Consider the following 19,790-nt stretch of genomic DNA (forward strand, 5'->3'; position numbering starts at 1 on the left):
TCGTCGCCGGCTCAAATTTTTCTCTTGCCTTGGGGCAGCAAGTGGGGGCTAGCTGTCGAACGTGTACAGCATCACGTGCGCGTGCTCGGCCTCGTCCACGCCCTTTTCGACGTATCCGATCTTCTCGTAGACGTGCTTCGCGCGGTCGTTGCCGAAGACGACGCACAGGCTTACGCCCGGCTTGCCGTCGGCCTTCGCCTGATCCAGCACTGCCTGCATCAGCTTCGTGCCCAGCCCCTTGCCCGTGTTGCCGGGCGCCATGGCGATCGCCACCTCAGGGTATTCTGCAGAAACGTAGCCGTAGCCGTGGTTTTCTTCCGTAGAGTCGAGCAGCCATGCTGCGCCGATGGACTCACCGTTTTCTTCGACGATGACGCCACCTTGTCCCTCAGTCCAGCCATCCACGTAGAAGACCGTGTCCTCGTCGAAGGTGTCCGAGTATTCCCTGTTCGGATCACCCCAGGTATCCGTCTCAGCGTTCATCTTGTGGATGAATGGGCGGTCGGCTTCGACCGCGCGACGGAAGGTGAACAGTTCAGGATTTTCTTTGTAAGAAGTCATAGGAGTAAGCGTAGCGAAAGCAACCCCCAGGGCGAAGCTGCTCCGGTGAGGCGCTTGCCCTGGGGGTTGGGGTGAACAGGCTGGTGAACCCTGGTGCTGTTGAACCCTAGCGCTGTTGAATCCTAGTAGATGTAGATCCGGTCGCCGACGTTCAGCGCGTTGAAGAAGTTCTTGGCGTGCGGGGAAGCCAGGTGGATGCAGCCGTGGGACATCACGTTCGGATCACCCTGGTGGAAGGCGTGGCCGTTGTTGGTGAAGTACACGGAGTAGGGCATCGGGGCGTTGCCGTAGGTGCGGGAAACCTCGTTCTTCACCTTGCGGGTGATCACGTGCCAGCCCTTCGGGGTCTCGTAGCCACGCTTGCCGCTGGAGATCTTCACCGGGCCATAGCTGGTCTTCCCACCGCGCTGCAGCCAAGCAGTCTGGTTGCGCAGGTTAACGCAACCGCGAGCCTGAGCCGGGCACTGAGTGTTGCGCGGAGCGGGACGGTGCTTCGGAGCCGGGCGCGGGGCGGGCTTGTTGGCGCGCTCGCGGGCGGCCAAGGCGCCTGGGGCGAAGAAGTTAGCGGCATCGTCGGCTGCACGGTTGATCTGGCCACGGACGGGCTCTGGCAGACCGCGGGTGCTGTTGTGGACGTTATCGCGGGCGCCCAGAACGAAGTTGTTGATGTCCTGCTGGGAGGAGCCCAGAGGAGCGGCAGATGCGGCGCCGGTGCCCAGGGAGGCAGCCATCATGGTTGCGACACCGGCAGCGGCGAGGCGGCGGCGGAGGGAGCGAGAGTTGGATTTCGTCATGGGGATAGCTTATCGGGTCGCATGAAGAATACGTGCACTGAATCACGAGTTAATTCCTAGATTCTCTCCAGAACCACTGCAGTTTTCGAGGGCAATGAAGTTGGCGCGGTAGCTGGCGCGTGGAGGCAGGAAGACAGTTCCGAGAGTTTTCCGCGTTGGTATGCCGTGGTGGCATGCCGTGGTGGGAAACCGCTACAGGGTTCACAGGAAACATCCAGCTATCATGCAGATAGACGCTAATTCTCTGCAGCACAATGAGGTGCATGACAATGCCTAACACCCAGCCGGTGAAGGTTCTCGTCGTCGACGACGAGGCCAATATTTCTGACCTCCTCAAGGTAAGCCTGAAATTTCAGGGGTTTGATGTGGAAACGGCCGACAACGGCCAAGACGCACTGGCGCTGGCGGAAACCTACCAACCGGATGCCTTCATTCTGGACGTCATGATGCCCGGCATGGATGGCTTCACCCTCCTCAACAAGCTCCGCGCCGCAGGCCACGATGCCCCGGCGCTCTTCCTCACCGCAAAGGACGGTGTGGAGGACCGAATCCACGGTCTGACCATCGGCGCCGATGACTATGTGACCAAGCCGTTCAGCTTGGAAGAGGTTATTACCCGTCTGCGCGTGATCCTGCGCCGTGTGTCCTCCGAGGAAGAGCAGGAGTCCAGCCTGATCACCTACGAGGACATCACTTTGGACGACGACATGCATGAGGTCACGAAGGCCGGCGAGATCGTCGACCTATCGCCCACGGAGTTCAAGCTGCTGCGCTACCTGCTGGTCAACGCGGAGGTTGTGCTGAGCAAGGCCAAGATCCTGGATCACGTGTGGAACTACGACTTCGGCGGCGACGGCAACGTCGTCGAGTCCTATGTTTCCTACCTGCGCCGCAAGATCGACAAGGAAGAGCCCCACCTCATCCAGACCGTCCGCGGTGTGGGCTACGTGTTGCGTAAGCCCCGCACCTAAAACCTGATTCCCATGTCCAACGCTGATAACACCGGCGCGCCCGAGTCTGCTGTGTCTGCTGTAGGCTCCGCCGTCCCCGTCCGCTCCGGTCATCCTGGGCATTTCCTGTCTCACTATCCGCTGCGCATCTCCCTGGTCGTGGTGATCGCGGTGCTGGTCGCAATGGGGCTAACGGTTTCCGGTGTTTCCGTGACGACCACCCTGCAGCGTTTCCTCATTCAAAGGGTTGATGAGCAGCTAGATCAGGCGACAAACGGTTGGGCTCACCGGTCCGGCCTCGCCGACGGCAATTCCGAGGATCAGAGTGCGCCGAGCGGGAGCGGGAGCGACAGCAGCGCTCTGGGGCTGGAAGGTTTCGGTGTACTGAACCTCCCGCAGCCGCCGAATCCCGTCACCGGTGTTACCCGCCCACCCAGCGACTTCTACATTCTGGTGGTCGACGACCAGGTCTCCTATGAGTACTTCAACTCCCCGTTGAAGGCCCGCCCCGAGATCCGCGGCCTGGGGCAGCCCACCATGCCCGTGACCGTCGGCTCGCGCGAGGACTCCGGCACGCACATCAGCTGGCGTGCTACCAGCTTCCGCAATGACGACGGCACCATCACGATCGTCGCTTTGCCTTTGGCCGAAGAAGAGCACATTATCTCCCGCCTCGTGCTGTTGCAGGCAGTGATCGGCCTGACGGTCGTCGCGTTCGTCATCCTGGCATCGATGTATCTGGTGCGCCGCGCTTTGCGTCCACTGAACGAGGTGGAACTGACGGCGTCAAAAATTTCGAACGGTGACCTCGGGCAGCGCGTGCCGAATTGGCGGCCCAACACAGAGGTCGGGCGGCTTTCGCAGGCGCTCAACAAGATGCTCGCGCAGATCCAAGCGGCGTTCGTGGCCATTGGCGCTTCGGAAAGGCAGGCACGTCGCTCCGAGGCATCGATGCGCCGCTTCATCGGGGATGCTTCGCACGAGCTGCGCACGCCGTTGACGTCGGTGCGCGGCTACGCGGAGCTGTACCAATCGGGTGCTACTGATGACGCCCCCATGGTCATCGACCGTATTTCTGAAGAGGCTGGCCGCATGAGTCTGCTGGTCGAAGACCTCCTCGCGCTGGTCCGCATGGACGAAGGCCGACCGCTGGCGAAGAACCGCGTGGACATGCTGGAACTGGTGCTGGAAACCGCGGAGTCGGCGCGCGCGGGATTCCCGAACCGCACGGTGCAGGTCGTCAACGAAACCGGGGATGTGCCGATCGTCATCGGCGACGTGAACCGCCTGCACCAGGTGCTGGGCAACCTAGTGACCAATGCGTTGCGGCACGCGGGCGAAGACGCTGAGGTGAAGCTGCGCCTGGATAAGCGCGACGGCAACGTGATCGTGGATGTGGAGGACAACGGCCAGGGCATCCCGGCTGAAGACGTGCCACACCTGTTTGAAAGGTTCTACCGCCCGGATGTTTCGCGCTCCCGAGCTTCCGGTGGCTCGGGGCTGGGGCTGTCGATCGTCAAGGGGCTGGTGGAGGTCCACGGCGGCACGGTCACCGTGGACAGTGAAGAAGGCAAGGGCACGCGCTTCCGGATCGAGTTGCCCGAAGCACCCGAGGCGGAATAGCGCCCCGCGGGGCATGTGAGGCCGCCCCGCCTACGCTTCTGTATCGCCTTCCTCCAAGCCGTCGAGGAGCGCCAGGTGGACGATGTCCTGCACGTCCGGGTTCGTCGGCAGCTCCTCGTGCTTGCACTTGGACACGCCCAAGTCCTGCAGGAAATAGTTCGTGATGATGGCCTCGCCCGTGTCGTTTGAATGGCCGTCCTCGAGCTGGAAGGTGGTGTGGTCACTGGGGATGGTGGGCTGTCGGTCACCCAAGAAAGCGTTTTCGTGAGGCACCACGGTGGCATCGTTGCGGGTGGCGTAGCAGGTGTAGCGAATGTGGTTGCGGGTTTCGGGGGAGGCCGCCAGGGTTTCCATCAGCGGCGAACCGATGACCTGCTGCATGCCCGCCGCGCCGAAGACCCGGCGAATGGTGGCGGCCGCCACGCGCTGGCTCATGTCCGTGGTAAACATGCCGCCCAGCATGCCCATGAGTGTGGTGCCCTGGTGCGGAGCGCCAAGCGTGATGAGGTGGTGGACGTAATCCTCGCCGCCGAGCTCGTTGATCCAATAGCGCGCCAGCAGCCCACCCTGGGAATGCCCCACGATGTCCACCGCCTCCGCGCCCGTGGCGGCCAGCACCTGCTCGATGTAGGCACCGATGTCCTGGGCGGAGGTTGGAATATCCTGCGTTCCGTGCACGCCATAGTCCGGGCTGAACACCACAAAGTCGTCTTCCCGCAGGCGCAGAACCAGGTTCTGCCACACATTCTTCGAGCTGATCGTCCCGTGGATCAGGATTACCGGGTACGGGCGGTCGATAGTGGGGCGGGCTTGCCAGAGGTCGTCCGCGTAACCGGGGGAGACTTGGCGGGCGCCCAGCGGCGGGTCGGGGATGGCACCGCGGAGCTGCGGTAGCTGCGGGCGGGTCATGCGCCCCGGAATGTCCCAAAGGAAGCGCCCGGTGTTGGAAAGACCGCTGGCCATGCCGCTGCCAAGGCGGCTTAGCCAGCTGCGGATATCAGGGTCGGGGCCGATGACGTCGCCCGCGTTGGCGGGGTCGTAGTCATCGTCCGAAGAGCCACTGCGATAGTTGCCGTAGCCGTCGTAGCTATCGAAGCTATCGGGGTCCTTGAAGCTCTCTGCCACGGCTGCACTCGCCGGGGGATCGACCTCGGCTAGTTCCTCTAGGTCGAGTTCTGGGTCGAGCTCTGGGGAGACCTCTGGGTCAACCACGTTGTCGTTGTTGTCGTTTTCCACTGGTTATCCACCGCAATGACAATGAAACGAAAGAAGGGGGCTGTGCTCTAAACTTTCAAGCCTTTAAGCGGAAGGGATCTTCGCCTCGTCTACGCCCTGAGCCTGCAGCGCTTGGCGGATCTTGGCCGCCGACTCATCCATCTTCTCTGGATCCGTCTCGTCCATCCGCATCACGTTCTGCAGGCTGTAGCCGGACATGTCGGAAGCCGGGAAAATGTGGATGTGGGCGTGTGGCACCTCGAATCCAGCGATCAGGTAGCCGGCGCGGGGGGCGTCAAAAGCCTCGACGATGGCCTTGCCCACCAGCTGCGCGACCTCGTTGCAGTGAGCCCACGTTGTCGCATCCATATCGGTCCAGCGGTCGACCTCCTCGATCGGTACGACCAGCGTGTGGCCGTATGCCGCGGGTTCGATGGTCAAAAACGCCGCCGCGGTTTCGTCGCGGTAGACGATGCGACCGGGAATCTCACCGTTCAGGATTTTCGTGAATACCGTAGCCATGCTGCCGATGTTAGCGCGTTAAACGTATCTGGTGGCGGGGGTTAGCTTCGCTAGACTGGGGAACCATGCGCATTCTTGTTATCGGCAGCGGTGCCCGCGAGCACGCACTGGCTTATTCTTTGTCCCTGGATCCCTCCGTCGAACAGGTCCACGTCAGCCCGGGTAACGCCGGCATGACGGCCGTGGCCACCCTGCACCCGGACGGCGATCCGGTGGCCCTGGCCCGCGAGATCGAGGCGGATCTGGTTGTTATCGGCCCCGAGATCCCGCTGGTCGCCGGGGCTGCCGACGAGCTGCGAGCGGCGGGCTTCGCCGTATTCGGCCCCTCGGCCGCCGCCGCACAGATCGAGGGCTCGAAGGCCTTTGCGAAGGACATCATGGCCAAGGCGCAGGTCCGTACCGCCGATGCCGTCGCTGTCCCTGTCGGGTCTAGCGATTCTTTTATTGACGCCACCCTCGACAAGTTCGGCCCAACTTACGTTGTCAAGGACGATGGACTGGCCGGCGGAAAGGGTGTGGTGGTCACGGCCGACCGTGCGGAGGCTCTGGAGCACATCCACGCCGTGCACGCAGGCGGCAACCCGGTGCTGCTGGAGAGCTTCCTGGATGGCCCGGAGGTTTCCCTGTTCTGCCTGGTGGATGGCGAGACCGTGGTGCCGCTGCTGCCCGCGCAGGACTTCAAGCGAGTGGGGGACAACGACGAAGGCCCAAACACCGGCGGCATGGGCGCCTACACCCCGCTGCCGTGGCTGCCGGCGGATGGCGTGCAGCGCATCGTGACCGAGGTTGTGGAGCCGGTGGCCAAGCAGATGGTCGCCGAGGGCGTGCCTTTCAACGGCCTGCTGTACGCAGGTCTGGCCTGGGGTAGCGAAGGTCCGGCTGTGGTGGAATTCAACTGCCGCTTCGGCGACCCGGAGACTCAGCCCGTGCTGCGTCAGCTGAAGACCCCGCTGGGTGGGGTGCTGAATGCTGTGGCGACCGGCACCCTGGACCAGCTTCCGCCGCTGGAGTGGGAGGACGGTTACGCGCTGACTGTCGTGCTAGCCGCCGAGAACTACCCGGCCAGCCCGGTTACCGGCAAGCCGATTGTCGGCGCGGAGCCGGGCAACGAATCCCGCGGCATTTTGGCCGCGGGCGTGGCGGAACAGAATGGTCAGCTGGTGAGCTCCGGCGGCCGCGTGCTGAACGTCATCGGCACCGGCGCCACCCTGGCAGAGGCACGCAAGCAGGCCTATGAGACCCTGCAGGGCATCCAGCTGGAAGGTTCGCACTACCGCTCCGACATCGCCCTTTCCGCAGTTGAAGGCCGCATTTCCATCTAGCGCCCGGGATGTTGTGAGAAAAACTCGCGCATAAGGGTTTCGCACTGGGGGCAATAGGTTTAATGTAACCACTTGTGATTGCACACCCAGGCGAAAATCGCCGGCGGGGCTGGCAAGGCTTCAGCCCCGCGCAGCTGGTCTCCGTCAGTTTCCTGCTGCTTATCCTCGCAGGCACGGCGCTGTTGCTGTTGCCCATATCCCGCAGCGGACCGGAGAGCCCGGAGTTCACCACCGCTCTTTTCACCGCCACTTCGGCCACTTGCTTGACCGGTCTCACCGTCGTGGATACCGCGACCTACTGGTCCCATTTCGGGCAGGTCGTCATCATGCTGCTCATCCAGGTCGGAGGTCTCGGCATCATGACACTCGCCACTGTGGTGAGTTATGTTTTGGCTGGACAGATGGGCGTCAAAGGCCGCCTGCGCGCCGCCGCGGAACAACGCGGAAGAAGCCTGGGCGAAATCCGCACCATCATCTTCGGCACCATCGGCTTTTCCCTGGCCACTGAGCTGGTGATAGCCATTGTGCTGACCTTCCGCTTTGCCTCTGGCTATGGATACGGCTTCTTGCCGGCAGTGTGGGAGGGTACGTTCCACGCGATCTCCGCGTTCAACAACGCTGGCTTCGGCCTGCGCTCCGACAACCTGATGCCCTACGTCAACGACGCGGGCATCATCCTGCCCATCGCCGTCGGCATCGTCATAGGCGGCCTGGGTTTCCCCGTGCTGCTGGAACTGCGGGCGCGGTGGCGTTCGAAGGTGAAGCGCCCGCCATCGCTGACTTTGATCTTCACGCTCACCGGCACCGCAATCCTGCTGGTGGTGGGTACGGTCGGCTTCGCGCTGATGGAGTGGACCAACGCCCTGCGCGACCTCACACCGCTATCGGCGCTGCAGGCGGCGTTCTTCCACTCTGTTTCCTCCCGCACGGCCGGCTTCAACTCAGTGGATCTGACGGAGCTGCGCCCGTCCTCGCTGATGCTGACGGACTTTCTGATGTTCATCGGCGGCGGCTCGGGCGGCACCGCGGGTGGCGTGAAGGTGACGACCGCTGCGGTGCTGGTGGCCGTGTTGATCGCGGAGGTGCGTGGCGACGAGCAGCTGCTGGTCGCCGGTCGGCGAATTCCGAGCCGCATCGTCCGCCAGGCGATGGCGGTATTCATGATGGCCTTCCTGGTGGTCGGAGTATCCATCATGGCGCTGCAACTTTTGCTGCCGCAGTACGATTCCCATCAAATCACCTTCGAGACCATCTCCGCTTTCGCCACCGTGGGCCTGACCACCGGCATCACCCCGGAGCTGCCGGACTTCGCCCGCATATGGCTGGTCGTGCTGATGTACCTCGGACGCATCGGTCCCATCACCGTGGTCGCGGCTCTGGCCGCCCGCACTAACCAACGCCTCTATTCCTACCCAGTAGAAAGGCCGTTCATTGGCTAAGTTCTTTTCCCGCCCTGCTAACCCTCCCGTCGTCATCATCGGCCTGGGCCGCTTCGGCATGGCCCTCGGCGAAGAACTCGTGCAGTCCGGCGTGGAGGTGCTGGGCATCGACGTAGACGAAGCTGTGGTGACGAAAGCCGCCCCGCTGTTGACGCACGCGGTCATCGCCGAAACCACCGATCAGGATGCGCTGCGCCAGCTCGGGGTGCAGGATGCCCACCGTGTTGTAATCGGCATCGGTTCAGACATGGGGGCGTCACTACTTACAGCTTCCGCCGTGATGGACCTAGGGGTGCCCAACGTCTGGGCGAAGGCAGACAACCAGCAACACGCGAAGATCCTTACGCAGATCGGCGTGCACCACGTCGTGCGCCCTGAAAGGGATACCGGGCGGCGCGTGGCGCACCTGATCGCAGGCCACGTGCAGGAGTACATCGAGTTCGACCGCGACTTTGCGATGGCCAAGCTGGCGCCGCCACTGCACATGCACGGTCGCAAGGTGGAGGAGACACCGCAGGGGATCGCCATCGTCGCGGTGCGTTCGGCCGATGGGCACTTTTCTACTCCGCCGGCGGGGTATGTGATTCGCTCCGGCGACCTGGTGATTGCCGCGGGGCGCATCAAGGACCTGGATAAGTTTGCGGATTCCTAAAAGCCAGCGGTACGCATAAACTCGGGGACGTGCCTGCTAAGAAAAATATTTCCAACGTCCTTGCCAACCGCTACGCCTCCCCGGAGATGACCGCCATTTGGTCCCCGGAGGACAAGATCATTATGGAGCGCAAGCTCTGGATCTCCGTCATGAAGGCTCAAGCCGACCTCGGGGTCGATGTCCCGGCCGAGGCTATCGAGGCCTACCAGAAGGTCATCGAGAACGTAGACCTTGCATCCATCGCCGAGCGCGAAAAGGTCACCCGCCACGACGTGAAGGCCCGCATCGAGGAGTTCAACGCGCTGGCCGGCCAGGAGCACATCCACAAGGGCATGACCTCCCGCGACCTGACGGAGAATGTGGAGCAGCTGCAGATCTTCAGCTCCCTGCAGCTGGCCCGCGACAAGGCTGTCGCCGTGCTCGCGCGCATTGGCCGCCGTGCGGCGGAGAACCAGTCGCTGGTGATGGCCGGGCGCTCTCACAACGTGGCCGCCCAGGCAACGACCTTGGGCAAGCGCTTCGCCTCCGCCGCCGATGAGCTACTGGTAGGGCTGGAGCGCATCGAGGACCTGCTGGGGCGCTACCCGCTGCGTGGCATTAAGGGGCCGATGGGAACCAGCCAGGACATGCTGGACCTGGTCGGCGGCGACGAGTCCAAGCTGGCGGCACTGGAAAGCACCATCGCCGAGAACCTTGGCTTCTCCCGCGTATTCGATTCCGTCGGCCAGGTTTACCCGCGCAGCCTGGACATGGACGCGCTGAGCGCCCTGGCGCAGATCGGCGCCGCCCTGTCCTCGCTGTCGATGACGATTCGCCTGATGGCGGGCAACGAGACCGTCACGGAGGGCTTCAAGGAAGGCCAGGTCGGTTCCTCCGCCATGCCGCACAAGATGAACGCCCGCTCCTGCGAGCGCGTGGGCGGCATGCAGGTCCTGCTGCGCGGCTACCTGACCATGGCCGCCGACCTGGCCGGTGCGCAATGGAACGAGGGCGACGTGTTCTGCTCTGTGGTTCGTCGCGTGGCTCTTCCGGACGCCTTCTTCACCTTCGACGGCATGTGTGAGACCTTCCTGACCGTCCTGGACGAGTTCGGAGTCTTCCCGGCAATGATCGACCGGGAGCTCGAGCGCTACCTGCCGTTCCTGGCCACCACGCGCATCCTGATGGCAGCCGTGCGCGCCGGGGTAGGCCGCGAGACGGCCCACGAGTTGATCAAGGAGCACGCCGTGGCGGTGGCGCTGAACATGCGCGAGAACGGTGGCGACCAGGATCTGGTGCAGCGCCTCGCCGGCGACGACCGCTTCCCGCTGGACGAACCGCAGCTGGAGGAGGCTCTGGCGGATCGCCACGCATTCATCGGCGCGGCCGAGTCCCAGGTGTCCCGCGTTCTGGCGCGCATCGAGGAAGTTAAGAACCGCCACCCGGAGGCCGCTGCCTACACGCCGGGCGAGATTCTGTAGCTGCGGAAACGCCGAAGATTCGCACAGTTCCGGCCACAAATAGTCAAATGCCTGGTACAGGGCTACACTGTCTACTCATGCGTCCAGAACTGTGCGAGTACGAGCACCATTCCGCAGGTAAAGTGCGGGAGATCTACGAAGTCGACGAGGACAACCTGCTGATGGTTGTCAGTGACCGGATCAGTGCTTACGACTACGTCCTTGATACTGAGATCCCAGACAAGGGTCGGGTGCTCACTGCCGTGAGCGCTTTTTTCTTTGACGAGATCGATTTCCCCAACCACCTGGCCGGTGCGTTGGATGACGAGCGGATCCCCGAGTACGTCCTCGGCCGCGCCATGCTGTGCAAGAAGCTGGATATGATCCCCTTCGAGTGCGTGGCCCGCGGTTACCTGACCGGCTCTGGCCTGAAGGAGTACCAGGAAACCGGCAGCGTGTGCGGTGTGGAGCTGCCCGAAGGGCTCGTGGAGGCCTCCCGCCTGCCGGAGCCGATTTTCACCCCGGCCACTAAGGCCGAGCTGGGTGACCACGACGAGAATGTGAGCTTCGACGTGGTCGTTGAGGCTTTGGGGGAGGAGCGCGCTACCGAGCTGCGCGAGGCGACCCTTTCGATCTACAAGAAGGCCGCCGCCATTGCCGAGGAGCGCGGCCTGATCCTCGCCGATACCAAGTTCGAGTTCGGCTTGGATGCCGACGGCACCCTGGTGCTGGCCGATGAGGTTCTGACACCGGACTCCTCCCGCTACTGGCCCGCCGAGGGCTACGAGGAGGGCAAGGTGCAGCCCAGCTTCGATAAGCAGTACGTGCGCAACTGGCTGACCGGTCCGAAGTCCGGCTGGGACAAGTCCGAGGGCACGCCCCCGCCGCCACTGCCGGGCTCCGTGGTGGAGGCCACCCGCTCGCGCTACATCGAGGCCTACGAGAAGCTATCCGGCAAGCGCTTCTCCGACTGGATCGGCCAGTGCGTCTAGGCGACTGCAGCCCCAACCAATTCGGCTCCCAGTAGTCCTGTCTGAGTAGCATGGCGCGTATGCCTAATAACGACGCGCCCCAGAAAGCTAATAACCCGATCGCGGCCCCGCCGATCGCCAAGCAGGTGCCGCACACCCGCACCTTCCACGGCCGCGAGTTCGTCGACAACTACGAGTGGTTGCGTGACAAGGAAAATGCGGAAGTCCGCCAGCACCTAGAGGCGGAAAACGCCTGGACCCTCCAGCAGACGGAGCACCTCAAGCCCCTGCAGGATCGCCTGTTCGAGGAAGTTAAGGCGAGGGTGCAGGAGACGGACATGTCCCTGCCCGTGCGTTCCGAGGGCTGGTGGTACTTCTCCCGCACTGAGGAAGGCAAGAGCTACGGCACCATGTGCCGCGTTCCCATCGCCGACGAAAACGACTGGACCCCGCCGACGATTGAGCCCGGCATCCCCGCGCCGGGCGAGGAGACTTTCCTGAACTGCAACGCCCTAGCCGAGGGCAAGGAGTTCTTTAGCCTGGGCGCGGCCAGCGTGACCCAGGACGGCACGCGCCTGGCTTACTCGGTGGACGAGACCGGCTCCGAGCGCTTCACCCTGCGCATCCGCGACCTCACCACGGGGGAGGACCTGGAAGACGAGATCGAGGATGTCTTCTACGGCGCCACCTGGGTAGGCAGGGATACCGTGTACTACCAGCGCGTGGATGAAGCGTGGCGACCGCACGAGATCTGGCGCCACACAGTCGGTGAGGGCGTCGATAAAGACGAGCTGGTGTACCGCGAAGACGACGAACGATTCTGGACGGGCGTGGCAACCACCCGCTCCGAGCGCTACCTGCTGGTCCACACGGGCTCGAAGGTGACCAGCGAGGTGTGGTACCTCGACCTGGAGGATCCGAATGCCGAGCTGACCTGCGTGATCCCGCGCGAAGCCGACGTGGAGTACGGAGTGGATCACGCAGTTGTGGGCGGCCAGGACATGTGGCTGGTGCTGCATAACAAGACCGGTGCGAACAGCGAGCTCGGCTACCACCCAACCGGCCAGATTGCCGCGTGGGACGACGTGCAGGCGCTTGTGCCGCACCGCGAGGACGCGCGCCTGGAGGGCGTGGATGTCTTCAGCGACCACATTGTCCTCGAAGCTCGGGAGAATGCGCTGGAGACCAGCTACATCATGAAGCTTGGTGACGCCGACACCTCGACCGTTGACTCTTCCTCCCGGGCCTTCGGCGAGTTCGAGCGGATCGAGTTCCCCGGGGAACTCTGCGGGGTTGGCGCCGTCGGCAACAGCGAATGGGAGAGCCCGGTGCTGCGCGTGGCCTACACTGCCTTCACGACTCCGCCGCGTATCTACGACATCGACCTGGCGACGGGGGAGAAAATCCTGCGCAAGGAACAGCAGGTGCTGGCCGACCCGGACGGCCGGGAGTTCGATCCCGCGCAGTACACCTCGCAGCGGCTGTGGGTTAAGGCCGAGGACGGCGCGCGCATCCCGGTATCCCTCATCCACCGCACGGACGTGGACATCACTCAGGCCAACCCGGTGCTGCTGTACGGCTATGGTTCCTACGAGAACTGCATCGACCCGGGATTCTCCCTGTTCCGGCTGTCCATGCTGGACCGCGGTGTGGTGTACGCCATCGCGCACGTTCGCGGCGGCGGCGAGATGGGCCGACTGTGGTACGACCACGGCAAGGGGCTGGAGAAGCGCAACACGTTTACGGACTTCGTGGCCGTCGCCGACCACCTGCTGCGCGAGGGTATGACCACCCGCGAGCAGATGGTGGCCGAGGGCGGCTCCGCCGGCGGCATGCTGATGGGTGCGGTGGCCAACCTGGCGGGCGATCGCTTCGCGGGCATCGAGGCCGTGGTTCCTTTCGTGGACCCGCTGACCAGCATGCTCATGCCGGAGCTGCCGCTGACCGTAACGGAGTGGGACGAGTGGGGCGACCCCTTCCACGACCCGCAGGTCTACGACTACATGGCGGGCTACGCTCCTTATGAGAACGTCTCAGCCGACCTGGCCTATCCGCCGATCCTGGCGGTGACCAGCCTGAACGACACCCGCGTGCTGTACGTGGAACCCGCGAAGTGGGTGGCCAAGCTGCGCGAGGTGGGGGCCGAGGATACGCTGCTGCGCATCGACATGGAGGCCGGCCACGGCGGCGTATCTGGCCGCTATGCCAAGTGGCGCCAGGCGGCCTTCGAGACCGCCTGGGAGCTGGACAGGATGGGCGCCACCGAGCTGCTGGTGAAGAACACGTCCGACGAGGGGGCGAGCCTTTAACAACTCGACGCTCAGATGTAGGGCGGGTGTTACCTCCCGTTCACCTGTGTTGTGCAGGCTAAGTACCTATGAGCCCCGCACAGACCGTCCCCAACGCCCAGCGTGCCCCCCGCGTTTTGTTGACCATCACGGGTCTGCGCCAGGACACGGTGACCGCGGCCGAGAAAATGCGGGATGCAGCGCGGGCGCTGGACCTGCACGCCGGTTTGGTGCTGACAGTGCAGGGGCCGAACTGGCGGCTGAAGGATGACCAGGCGGCGCTGGAACTGTTCCACGATTCCGCTGCCCGCGGCCACGAGCTGCTGCTCGGCGGGCTCGGGCCGCTGGGTGGGGCGCACGGCAAGGGGGAGTTCCACCGGCTCGGCCGCCACGAGGCAACCCTGCGGCTCTCCGCCGCCACCCGCCAGCTGGATGCTCTCGGGTTGAGCCCGAAGGCCTTCGCCCCGACCCGTTGGCTGGCGTCGGAGGACGCTTTGCAGGCCGCCGGCGAGGTGGGTTTCGCAGTCGCGGCGGATGCGTACACCATCCAAGACCTGGTCAATGAGGAGCGCCATCCGGTGCGAGTGCTCGCGTTCGGCGATGGCTTTGGGTCGGTGAAGTGGTGGCGTCGCAACGTCCTCAACAGTGCGCGCCGCAGCGCCGCAAAGGGCAAAGACATCCGCCTTTCCATTAGCGCGGCGAAGGCCGGAAAGGATGACGTGGCGGGCGATATGCTGCGCATTCTCGAGTTGCTGCGCGAGGCCGGCTACGAGTCCGCGAACTACTGCGATTACGTGGAACGCCAGCAGGCATCTGTGGCTTAAGGGGACGGTCACCCAGCAGTGTTACGATGGGGCGGTAACCTACCGGGAAATTACCGCAAAGCTGGGAGAATGTAGAAGCCATGGCTCGTGTTGTCGTCAACGTTATGCCCAAGAAGGAAATCCTCGATCCGCAGGGGCAGGCCGTAGTCCGCGCCCTGGGCCGCATCGGCATCAGTGGGGTAGAGGACGTGCGCCAGGGGAAGCGCTTTGAGCTGGAGGTCGGCGAGGGGGTCTCGCGCGAGGATCTGGAGAAGATCGCCTCCGACCTGCTGGCAAACACCGTGATCGAGGACTACGACGTGGTTATCGAAGGCGCAGATGTGGAGGCTAAGTAAGTGACCATCCGCATTGGAGTGATCACCTTCCCCGGCACCCTCGACGATGTCGATGCCGTGCGCGCAGTGCGCCTGGCGGGTGCGGAGCCGGTGGAGCTGTGGCACGCAGACGAGGACCTGAAGAACGTCGACGCTGTGGTTGTCCCCGGCGGCTTTTCCTACGGCGACTACCTGCGCGCCGGTGCCATCGCCGCTATCGCCCCGGCAATGAAGTCCGTGGTGGCCGCCGCGGAGCGCGGTACCCCGGTGCTGGGGATCTGCAACGGCTTCCAGATTTTGCAGGAAGCCGGCCTGCTGCCAGGTGCCCTCACCCGTAACGAGGGGCTGCACTTCGTGTGCCGCGACATCTACCTGGAGGTGGAAAACACTTCCACGGCATGGACCAACCAGTTCGCCGAGGGCAGCAAGATCCTGGTGCCGTCCAAGCACGGTGAGGGGCGCTTCCAGGCCAGCGACGAGACGCTGGAGCGCCTGGAGGGTGAAGGTCGCGTGGTGTTCCGCTACGTCGAGAACCACAATGGTTCCCGCAACTCGATCGCCGGAGTGTGCAGCGAAAACGGTCGCGTGGTTGGCCTGATGCCGCACCCGGAGCACGCCGTGGAAACCCTGACCGGGCCGTCCTTGGATGGCCTGGGGCTGTTCCAGTCCGTTCTGTCCACGCTCGTTTCCTAATCTTTCTTCTTACAAGGAGCACCCAATCCTCATGATTCACAACGACACGGTCGCCGATGCTAAGGCCAACCCGGACCTGGAGCAGCCGTATCACGAGCTGGGCCTAAAGGACGACGAGTACGCGCGCATCAAGGAACTGCTGGGCCGCCGTCCGACCGACGCGGAGCTGGCCATGTACTCCGTCATGTGGTCCGAGCACTGCTCGTACAAGTCCTCGAAGACGCACCTGCGCTACTTCGGTGAGACCACGACCGAAGAGATGAAGTCCAAGATGCTCGCCGGTATCGGTGAGAACGCTGGCGTGATTGACATCGGCGATGGCCACGCGGTGACCTTCAAGGTCGAATCCCACAACCACCCCTCCTACGTGGAGCCCTACCAGGGCGCAGCCACCGGCGTGGGCGGCATCGTCCGCGACATCATGGCAATGGGCGCGCGCCCGGTGGCCGTGATGGATCAGCTGCGCTTCGGCCCGGCCGACCTGCCGGATACCCAGCGCGTGCTGCCCGGCGTGGTCGCGGGTGTGGGCGGTTATGGCAACTCTCTGGGGTTGCCGAACATTGGCGGCGAGACTGTTTTTGACGCCACCTACGCGGGTAACCCGCTAGTAAATGCACTGTGCGTGGGCACTTTGAAGACCGAAGACCTCAAGCTGGCCTTCGCCTCTGGCAAGGGCAACCGAGTGATCCTTTTCGGCTCTCGCACGGGTCTGGACGGCATCGGTGGCGTGTCCGTGCTGGCCTCGGACACCTTTGAGGAAGGCGCAGAGCGCAAGCTGCCCGCCGTGCAGGTGGGCGACCCCTTCGCGGAGAAGGTACTGATTGAGTGCTGCCTGGACCTGTACCGCGCCAACGTGGTGGTGGGTATTCAGGACCTCGGCGGCGCCGGGCTTTCCTGTGCCACCGCAGAGCTGGCTTCCGCTGGCGACGGCGGCATGCACATCAACCTGGACAATGTGCACCTGCGCGCCGAGGGCATGACCGCCGCGGAGATCTTGTCCTCCGAGTCGCAGGAGCGCATGTGCGCCGTCGTGGAGCCGGAGAACGTGGATGCGTTCATGGAGATCTGCCGCAAGTGGGACGTGCTGGCCTCCGACATCGGCAGCGTGACCGACGGCGAGCACCTTGTCATCGAACACTGCGGTGAAATCGTGGTGGACGCTTCGGCGCACACCATGGCTGAGGAAGGTCCGGTCTACGAGCGCCCCTACGAGCGCCCGGCGGAGCAGGAAGAGCTGAACGAGGCCCGCGGCGTGGAGCTGCCGGAGACCTCCCAGGAGGTTCGCCAACAGATCCTGGACCTGGCGGCCTCCCCGGCGCTGTGCTCCCGCGAGTTCATTACCGAGCAGTATGACCGCTACGTGCGCGGCAACACTGTTGCGGCCAAGGACGCGGACGCGGGCGTGCTGCGCATCGACGAGGAGACCGGTCGCGGCATCGCCGTTTCTACCGACGCCTCCGGCCGTTACACCCGCCTGGATCCCCGCACTGGTGCCCAGCTGGCGTTGGCTGAGGCCTACCGCAACGTCTCCGTCACGGGCTCCACTCCGGTGGCAGTGTCCAACTGCCTGAACTTCGGTTCCCCGGAGGATCCGGGCGTGATGTGGCAGTTCCGCGAGGCCGTGCACGGCCTGGCCGATGGTTGCAAGGAGATGGGCATTCCGGTCACCGGCGGCAACGTCTCCTTCTACAACCAGACCGGCGACACCGCCATTCTGCCGACCCCGGTCATCGCGGTGCTGGGCACCATCGACGACTGCGCTCGCCGAATTCCGCAGCAGCTGCCGAAGCCGGCTGCCGAGGGGGAGAAGCAGGAGGAGTACCACCTGGTCCTGGTGGGCGCGGAAATCCGCGAGGAGCTCGGCGGCTCCATCTGGCAGCAGGTCGTCCACGACGAGCTGGCCGGCATGCCGCCGCAGGTGGACCTGTCCGTGGAGCAGCGCCTGGGCGCCTTCATCACCGCGCAGCGCGACAAGATCGTCGCCGCCCACGACCTCTCCGAGGGCGGCCTGTCGCAAGCTGTCGTAGAGCTGGCAATCCAGTCCGGCCGCGGAGTGGCCGTGAACCCGATGCTCAGCCAGCACGAGTCCGCCGCCGTGGAAGGTCGCACGCTGGCTCAGCAGGCGGCAGTGGGGCTGTTCTCCGAGACTGCCTCCCGCGTGCTGCTGGCAGTGCGCAGCGAGGACTACGGCGACCTGATGCGCGAACTGGCTGAGACCGGCCTGACCGGCGGCTGGATCGGCCTGACCGGCGTGAACGACGCGGCAGACCAGCCGGTCATTCGCTTTGGCTCCGGCGTGTACCCGGTGCTGCCCTTCGGCGGGGAGGTCGAGCTTGACCCGGCCAAGGAGCACGACGAGGACTTCGACGTCGTTATCGCCCTGGAGGCGGCCGAGAATGCGTGGACGTCCACGCTGCCCGCGCTGTTTAGCCACGCGGCAGGCAACAACTCCGTCATCTAAGGTGCCGAAGAGTAAGGCGCTGAAGAGCTAGAGCCCCTTTTGCTATGCGCCGTGCGGAGCATGCAGCGGGCGGGAGTAGCGCCCGGCTCCCCGGGCGTTACTCCACGAAGCGGAAGTCGCGGTTGCTGGGGCTCACCAGCGGCCGCGGCAGGAACTCCTTGCGCAGGTTACGCAGCGTGGCGGCGTGCTCCTCCAGGCGCTTATCCTCGCTGGTCACCGGCGTGTACTTGCGTGCCTGCAGCGGGTTGCCGTCCAGGTCGATGGCGATGTACGTCATGGATGCGTGGATGGCCACCGGCAGGTTGCCCTTGCCCTCGCGCGGGTCGCCCGCGCGCAGGTGCACCATCACCGTCATCGAACGCTCGTCGGTGCGCACCAGGCGTGCATCCACCTCCACGAGGTCACCGATGTGCACCGGGCGGTAGAAGCGAATGCCACCGGCGTACACCGCGGTGGTGCGCTCACCGGTCCACTGCATGGTGCAGGCGGTGGCCGCCTCGTCGATCCATTCCATGGCGGTACCACCGTGCACGTTGCCGCCCCAGTTCACGTCCGTCGGCTTCGCCAGGAACCGGTTCACCAGCTCCGGCGCGGTGGACTTTTCGGTGTAGGTCTGGCGCAGCATCTCCTCTTCGATGGCCTTGCGCAGCTGGATGCGGGAAAGCGCGGCATCTTCCACGCGCTTTTCCTCGTCGGTCGTCGGCACGTAGGAGGGGATCTGCTTGGACTTACCGTTTTCGTCCAGGGCGACGAAGATCACCAGGCAGTCGCAGGCGCGGGTGAACACGCCCTCGCGCGGGTCGGCGGACAGCACCTCGTTGACGATGTGCATGGAGCTGCGGCCGGTGTAGGCGATGCGGCTGCGGACCTCCACCATGTGGCCCGAGGGGATCGGGCGGGTGAAGTGGATGTGGCCCACGTAGGCGGTAACGCAATAAGACTGAGCCCAGCCGACGGCGCAGGCGTAGGCGGCCTTATCGATCCACTCCAGTACGCGCCCGCCGTGTACGCCCATCGCCCCTGCCATCAGCACGTCCGTCGGAGCGGCGAGAAAGCGCAGCGTCACCTTTGGGCTGCGCTCTTGGGGAGCCTCCGCCGTGTTATCAGATGCATTGTGCTCGCTCGGGGTGGTGTTTTCTGCGCTGTCCGCCACGGGTCACTGCCTTCCTTAAAACCCTGTACTTCTTTCGTGTTCAACTCCCCAATACTAACGCGCCCCACACTTCGGCGTTCGTTAGAGCACTACAATTTCCGCACTACAATTCCCAGGCATGAAGCATTTACATGGCCCGGAACTATCCGCCGCTGCTCGCAACGCCGTTGAAGCGGTGTTGCCTTGGGTGAATAACCCCGCGGAGCAGCCGCGTCCGCCACGTGCCGACGTAGCTGCGGCGGTTCGCCTGTCCGCGGCTGTCCTGGAGGAGCTGGCCCCCGGCCATTCCGTCGAGGTGCGCATTCCTCCCTTTGCCGCCGTCCAGTGCATCGCGGGCCTGGAGCATCGCCGTGGCACTCCGCCCAATGTGGTGCAGTGCTCACCGATTACGTGGTTGCGCTTGGTGGTGGGGGTTGAGGATCTTTCTGGTTCGGACGCCGACACTTCCGGCACCCGCGCCTCCGCCATCGCCAAGCACCTTCCGCTGTTGAGAATGTGAGCCCGCTTCGCCGGCGAAAGGGCATCCCTTTGGGTTAGTGCGGATGGGCTAGTAGAGTCGGCATAGTGGC

At 64.3% G+C, this 19,790-nt stretch carries 18 protein-coding genes; 13 read left to right on the top strand and 5 right to left on the bottom strand.

Features of this window, described 5'->3' with window-relative positions:
• Nucleotides 1-48: 48 nt before the first annotated feature.
• Together QKE30_RS09120 and QKE30_RS09125 are read right to left on the bottom strand one after the other, a co-directional pair.
• Nucleotides 49-561: a GNAT family N-acetyltransferase gene (locus QKE30_RS09120; protein WP_347934642.1), complete on the bottom strand. Its 513-nt coding sequence runs from the start codon at nucleotides 559-561 to the stop codon at nucleotides 49-51.
• A gap of 122 nt (nucleotides 562-683) precedes the next feature.
• The gene (locus tag QKE30_RS09125) at nucleotides 684-1,355 is read right to left on the bottom strand and encodes a L,D-transpeptidase (RefSeq protein ID WP_239316392.1); all 672 of its coding nucleotides are present in this window, start codon (nucleotides 1,353-1,355) and stop codon (nucleotides 684-686) included.
• A 269-nt stretch (nucleotides 1,356-1,624) separates the two neighbouring features.
• Here QKE30_RS09125 and QKE30_RS09130 point away from each other — a divergent pair, with 269 nt between their 5' ends.
• Nucleotides 1,625-2,326, top strand: a complete 702-nt coding sequence (locus QKE30_RS09130) for a response regulator transcription factor (protein WP_272944877.1) — start codon at nucleotides 1,625-1,627, stop codon at nucleotides 2,324-2,326.
• A 12-nt stretch (nucleotides 2,327-2,338) separates the two neighbouring features.
• A complete protein-coding gene (locus QKE30_RS09135; RefSeq protein ID WP_347934643.1) occupies nucleotides 2,339-3,928 on the top strand; it encodes a HAMP domain-containing sensor histidine kinase in 1,590 nt (529 codons plus the stop codon).
• A 30-nt stretch (nucleotides 3,929-3,958) separates the two neighbouring features.
• On the opposite strand, the gene QKE30_RS09140 is transcribed toward QKE30_RS09135, so the two are convergent.
• Together QKE30_RS09140 and QKE30_RS09145 are read right to left on the bottom strand one after the other, a co-directional pair.
• A complete protein-coding gene (locus QKE30_RS09140; RefSeq protein WP_347934644.1) occupies nucleotides 3,959-5,164 on the bottom strand; it encodes an alpha/beta fold hydrolase in 1,206 nt (401 codons plus the stop codon).
• A 63-nt stretch (nucleotides 5,165-5,227) separates the two neighbouring features.
• Nucleotides 5,228-5,665, bottom strand: coding sequence for an HIT family protein (locus tag QKE30_RS09145; protein WP_070488484.1), 438 nt, complete (start codon nucleotides 5,663-5,665; stop codon nucleotides 5,228-5,230).
• 65 nt (nucleotides 5,666-5,730) lie between these two features.
• On the opposite strand from QKE30_RS09145, the gene purD reads away from it, so the two are divergent.
• From purD to purL, 10 genes are all read left to right on the top strand, one after another.
• Nucleotides 5,731-6,987: a phosphoribosylamine--glycine ligase gene (gene purD, locus QKE30_RS09150; protein WP_347934645.1), complete on the top strand. Its 1,257-nt coding sequence runs from the start codon at nucleotides 5,731-5,733 to the stop codon at nucleotides 6,985-6,987.
• A gap of 74 nt (nucleotides 6,988-7,061) precedes the next feature.
• Nucleotides 7,062-8,426, top strand: a complete 1,365-nt coding sequence (locus tag QKE30_RS09155; RefSeq protein ID WP_051901673.1) for a potassium transporter TrkG — start codon at nucleotides 7,062-7,064, stop codon at nucleotides 8,424-8,426.
• Nucleotides 8,419-9,078 (top strand): TrkA family potassium uptake protein, encoded by a 660-nt coding sequence (locus QKE30_RS09160; protein WP_011273059.1) that lies wholly within the window; start codon nucleotides 8,419-8,421, stop codon nucleotides 9,076-9,078. Before QKE30_RS09155 ends, QKE30_RS09160 begins: the two co-directional genes overlap by 8 nt.
• Nucleotides 9,079-9,107: 29 nt before the next feature.
• The gene (gene purB / locus QKE30_RS09165) at nucleotides 9,108-10,538 is read left to right on the top strand and encodes an adenylosuccinate lyase (RefSeq protein ID WP_347934646.1); all 1,431 of its coding nucleotides are present in this window, start codon (nucleotides 9,108-9,110) and stop codon (nucleotides 10,536-10,538) included.
• A 77-nt stretch (nucleotides 10,539-10,615) separates the two neighbouring features.
• Nucleotides 10,616-11,509 (top strand): phosphoribosylaminoimidazolesuccinocarboxamide synthase, encoded by an 894-nt coding sequence (locus QKE30_RS09170; RefSeq protein ID WP_239202192.1) that lies wholly within the window; start codon nucleotides 10,616-10,618, stop codon nucleotides 11,507-11,509.
• A 50-nt stretch (nucleotides 11,510-11,559) separates the two neighbouring features.
• A complete protein-coding gene (locus tag QKE30_RS09175) occupies nucleotides 11,560-13,797 on the top strand; it encodes a S9 family peptidase (RefSeq protein WP_347934647.1) in 2,238 nt (745 codons plus the stop codon).
• A 68-nt stretch (nucleotides 13,798-13,865) separates the two neighbouring features.
• Nucleotides 13,866-14,600 (top strand): DUF2334 domain-containing protein, encoded by a 735-nt coding sequence (locus tag QKE30_RS09180; protein ID WP_347934648.1) that lies wholly within the window; start codon nucleotides 13,866-13,868, stop codon nucleotides 14,598-14,600.
• Between the two features lie 80 nt (nucleotides 14,601-14,680).
• Nucleotides 14,681-14,935, top strand: a complete 255-nt coding sequence (gene purS, locus QKE30_RS09185; protein WP_034986132.1) for a phosphoribosylformylglycinamidine synthase subunit PurS — start codon at nucleotides 14,681-14,683, stop codon at nucleotides 14,933-14,935.
• Nucleotides 14,936-15,607: a phosphoribosylformylglycinamidine synthase subunit PurQ gene (gene purQ, locus QKE30_RS09190; protein ID WP_347934649.1), complete on the top strand. Its 672-nt coding sequence runs from the start codon at nucleotides 14,936-14,938 to the stop codon at nucleotides 15,605-15,607.
• Nucleotides 15,608-15,638: 31 nt separating this feature from the next.
• Nucleotides 15,639-18,068, top strand: coding sequence for a phosphoribosylformylglycinamidine synthase subunit PurL (purL, locus tag QKE30_RS09195; protein ID WP_347934650.1), 2,430 nt, complete (start codon nucleotides 15,639-15,641; stop codon nucleotides 18,066-18,068).
• A gap of 97 nt (nucleotides 18,069-18,165) precedes the next feature.
• Here purL and QKE30_RS09200 read toward each other — a convergent pair whose 3' ends face one another.
• On the bottom strand, nucleotides 18,166-19,134 hold the full coding sequence (locus tag QKE30_RS09200) for an acyl-CoA thioesterase (RefSeq protein WP_237744734.1): 969 nt from the start codon (nucleotides 19,132-19,134) through the stop codon (nucleotides 18,166-18,168).
• A gap of 205 nt (nucleotides 19,135-19,339) precedes the next feature.
• Between QKE30_RS09200 and QKE30_RS09205 the strand changes: the two genes are divergently transcribed.
• Nucleotides 19,340-19,720: a sterol carrier family protein gene (locus QKE30_RS09205; RefSeq protein ID WP_347934651.1), complete on the top strand. Its 381-nt coding sequence runs from the start codon at nucleotides 19,340-19,342 to the stop codon at nucleotides 19,718-19,720.
• Nucleotides 19,721-19,790: the final 70 nt, after the last annotated feature.

The organism is Corynebacterium sp. c24Ua_83, from assembly GCF_039907245.1.
Taxonomy (GTDB): domain Bacteria; phylum Actinomycetota; class Actinomycetes; order Mycobacteriales; family Mycobacteriaceae; genus Corynebacterium.

What these genes read in the sequence shown, in the direction of transcription:
- QKE30_RS09205 (WP_347934651.1), top strand. Translation starts at nt 19,340, where the DNA reads ATGAAGCATTTACATGGCCCGGAACTATCCGCCGCTGCTCGCAACGCC.
- QKE30_RS09145 (WP_070488484.1), bottom strand. Translation starts at nt 5,665, where the DNA reads ATGGCTACGGTATTCACGAAAATCCTGAACGGTGAGATTCCCGGTCGC.
- QKE30_RS09170 (WP_239202192.1), top strand. Translation starts at nt 10,616, where the DNA reads ATGCGTCCAGAACTGTGCGAGTACGAGCACCATTCCGCAGGTAAAGTG.
- purL (WP_347934650.1), top strand. Translation starts at nt 15,639, where the DNA reads ATGATTCACAACGACACGGTCGCCGATGCTAAGGCCAACCCGGACCTG.
- QKE30_RS09180 (WP_347934648.1), top strand. Translation starts at nt 13,866, where the DNA reads ATGAGCCCCGCACAGACCGTCCCCAACGCCCAGCGTGCCCCCCGCGTT.
- purD (WP_347934645.1), top strand. Translation starts at nt 5,731, where the DNA reads ATGCGCATTCTTGTTATCGGCAGCGGTGCCCGCGAGCACGCACTGGCT.
- QKE30_RS09120 (WP_347934642.1), bottom strand. Translation starts at nt 561, where the DNA reads ATGACTTCTTACAAAGAAAATCCTGAACTGTTCACCTTCCGTCGCGCG.
- purS (WP_034986132.1), top strand. Translation starts at nt 14,681, where the DNA reads ATGGCTCGTGTTGTCGTCAACGTTATGCCCAAGAAGGAAATCCTCGAT.
- QKE30_RS09175 (WP_347934647.1), top strand. Translation starts at nt 11,560, where the DNA reads ATGGCGCGTATGCCTAATAACGACGCGCCCCAGAAAGCTAATAACCCG.
- QKE30_RS09125 (WP_239316392.1), bottom strand. Translation starts at nt 1,355, where the DNA reads ATGACGAAATCCAACTCTCGCTCCCTCCGCCGCCGCCTCGCCGCTGCC.
- QKE30_RS09130 (WP_272944877.1), top strand. Translation starts at nt 1,625, where the DNA reads ATGCCTAACACCCAGCCGGTGAAGGTTCTCGTCGTCGACGACGAGGCC.
- QKE30_RS09135 (WP_347934643.1), top strand. Translation starts at nt 2,339, where the DNA reads ATGTCCAACGCTGATAACACCGGCGCGCCCGAGTCTGCTGTGTCTGCT.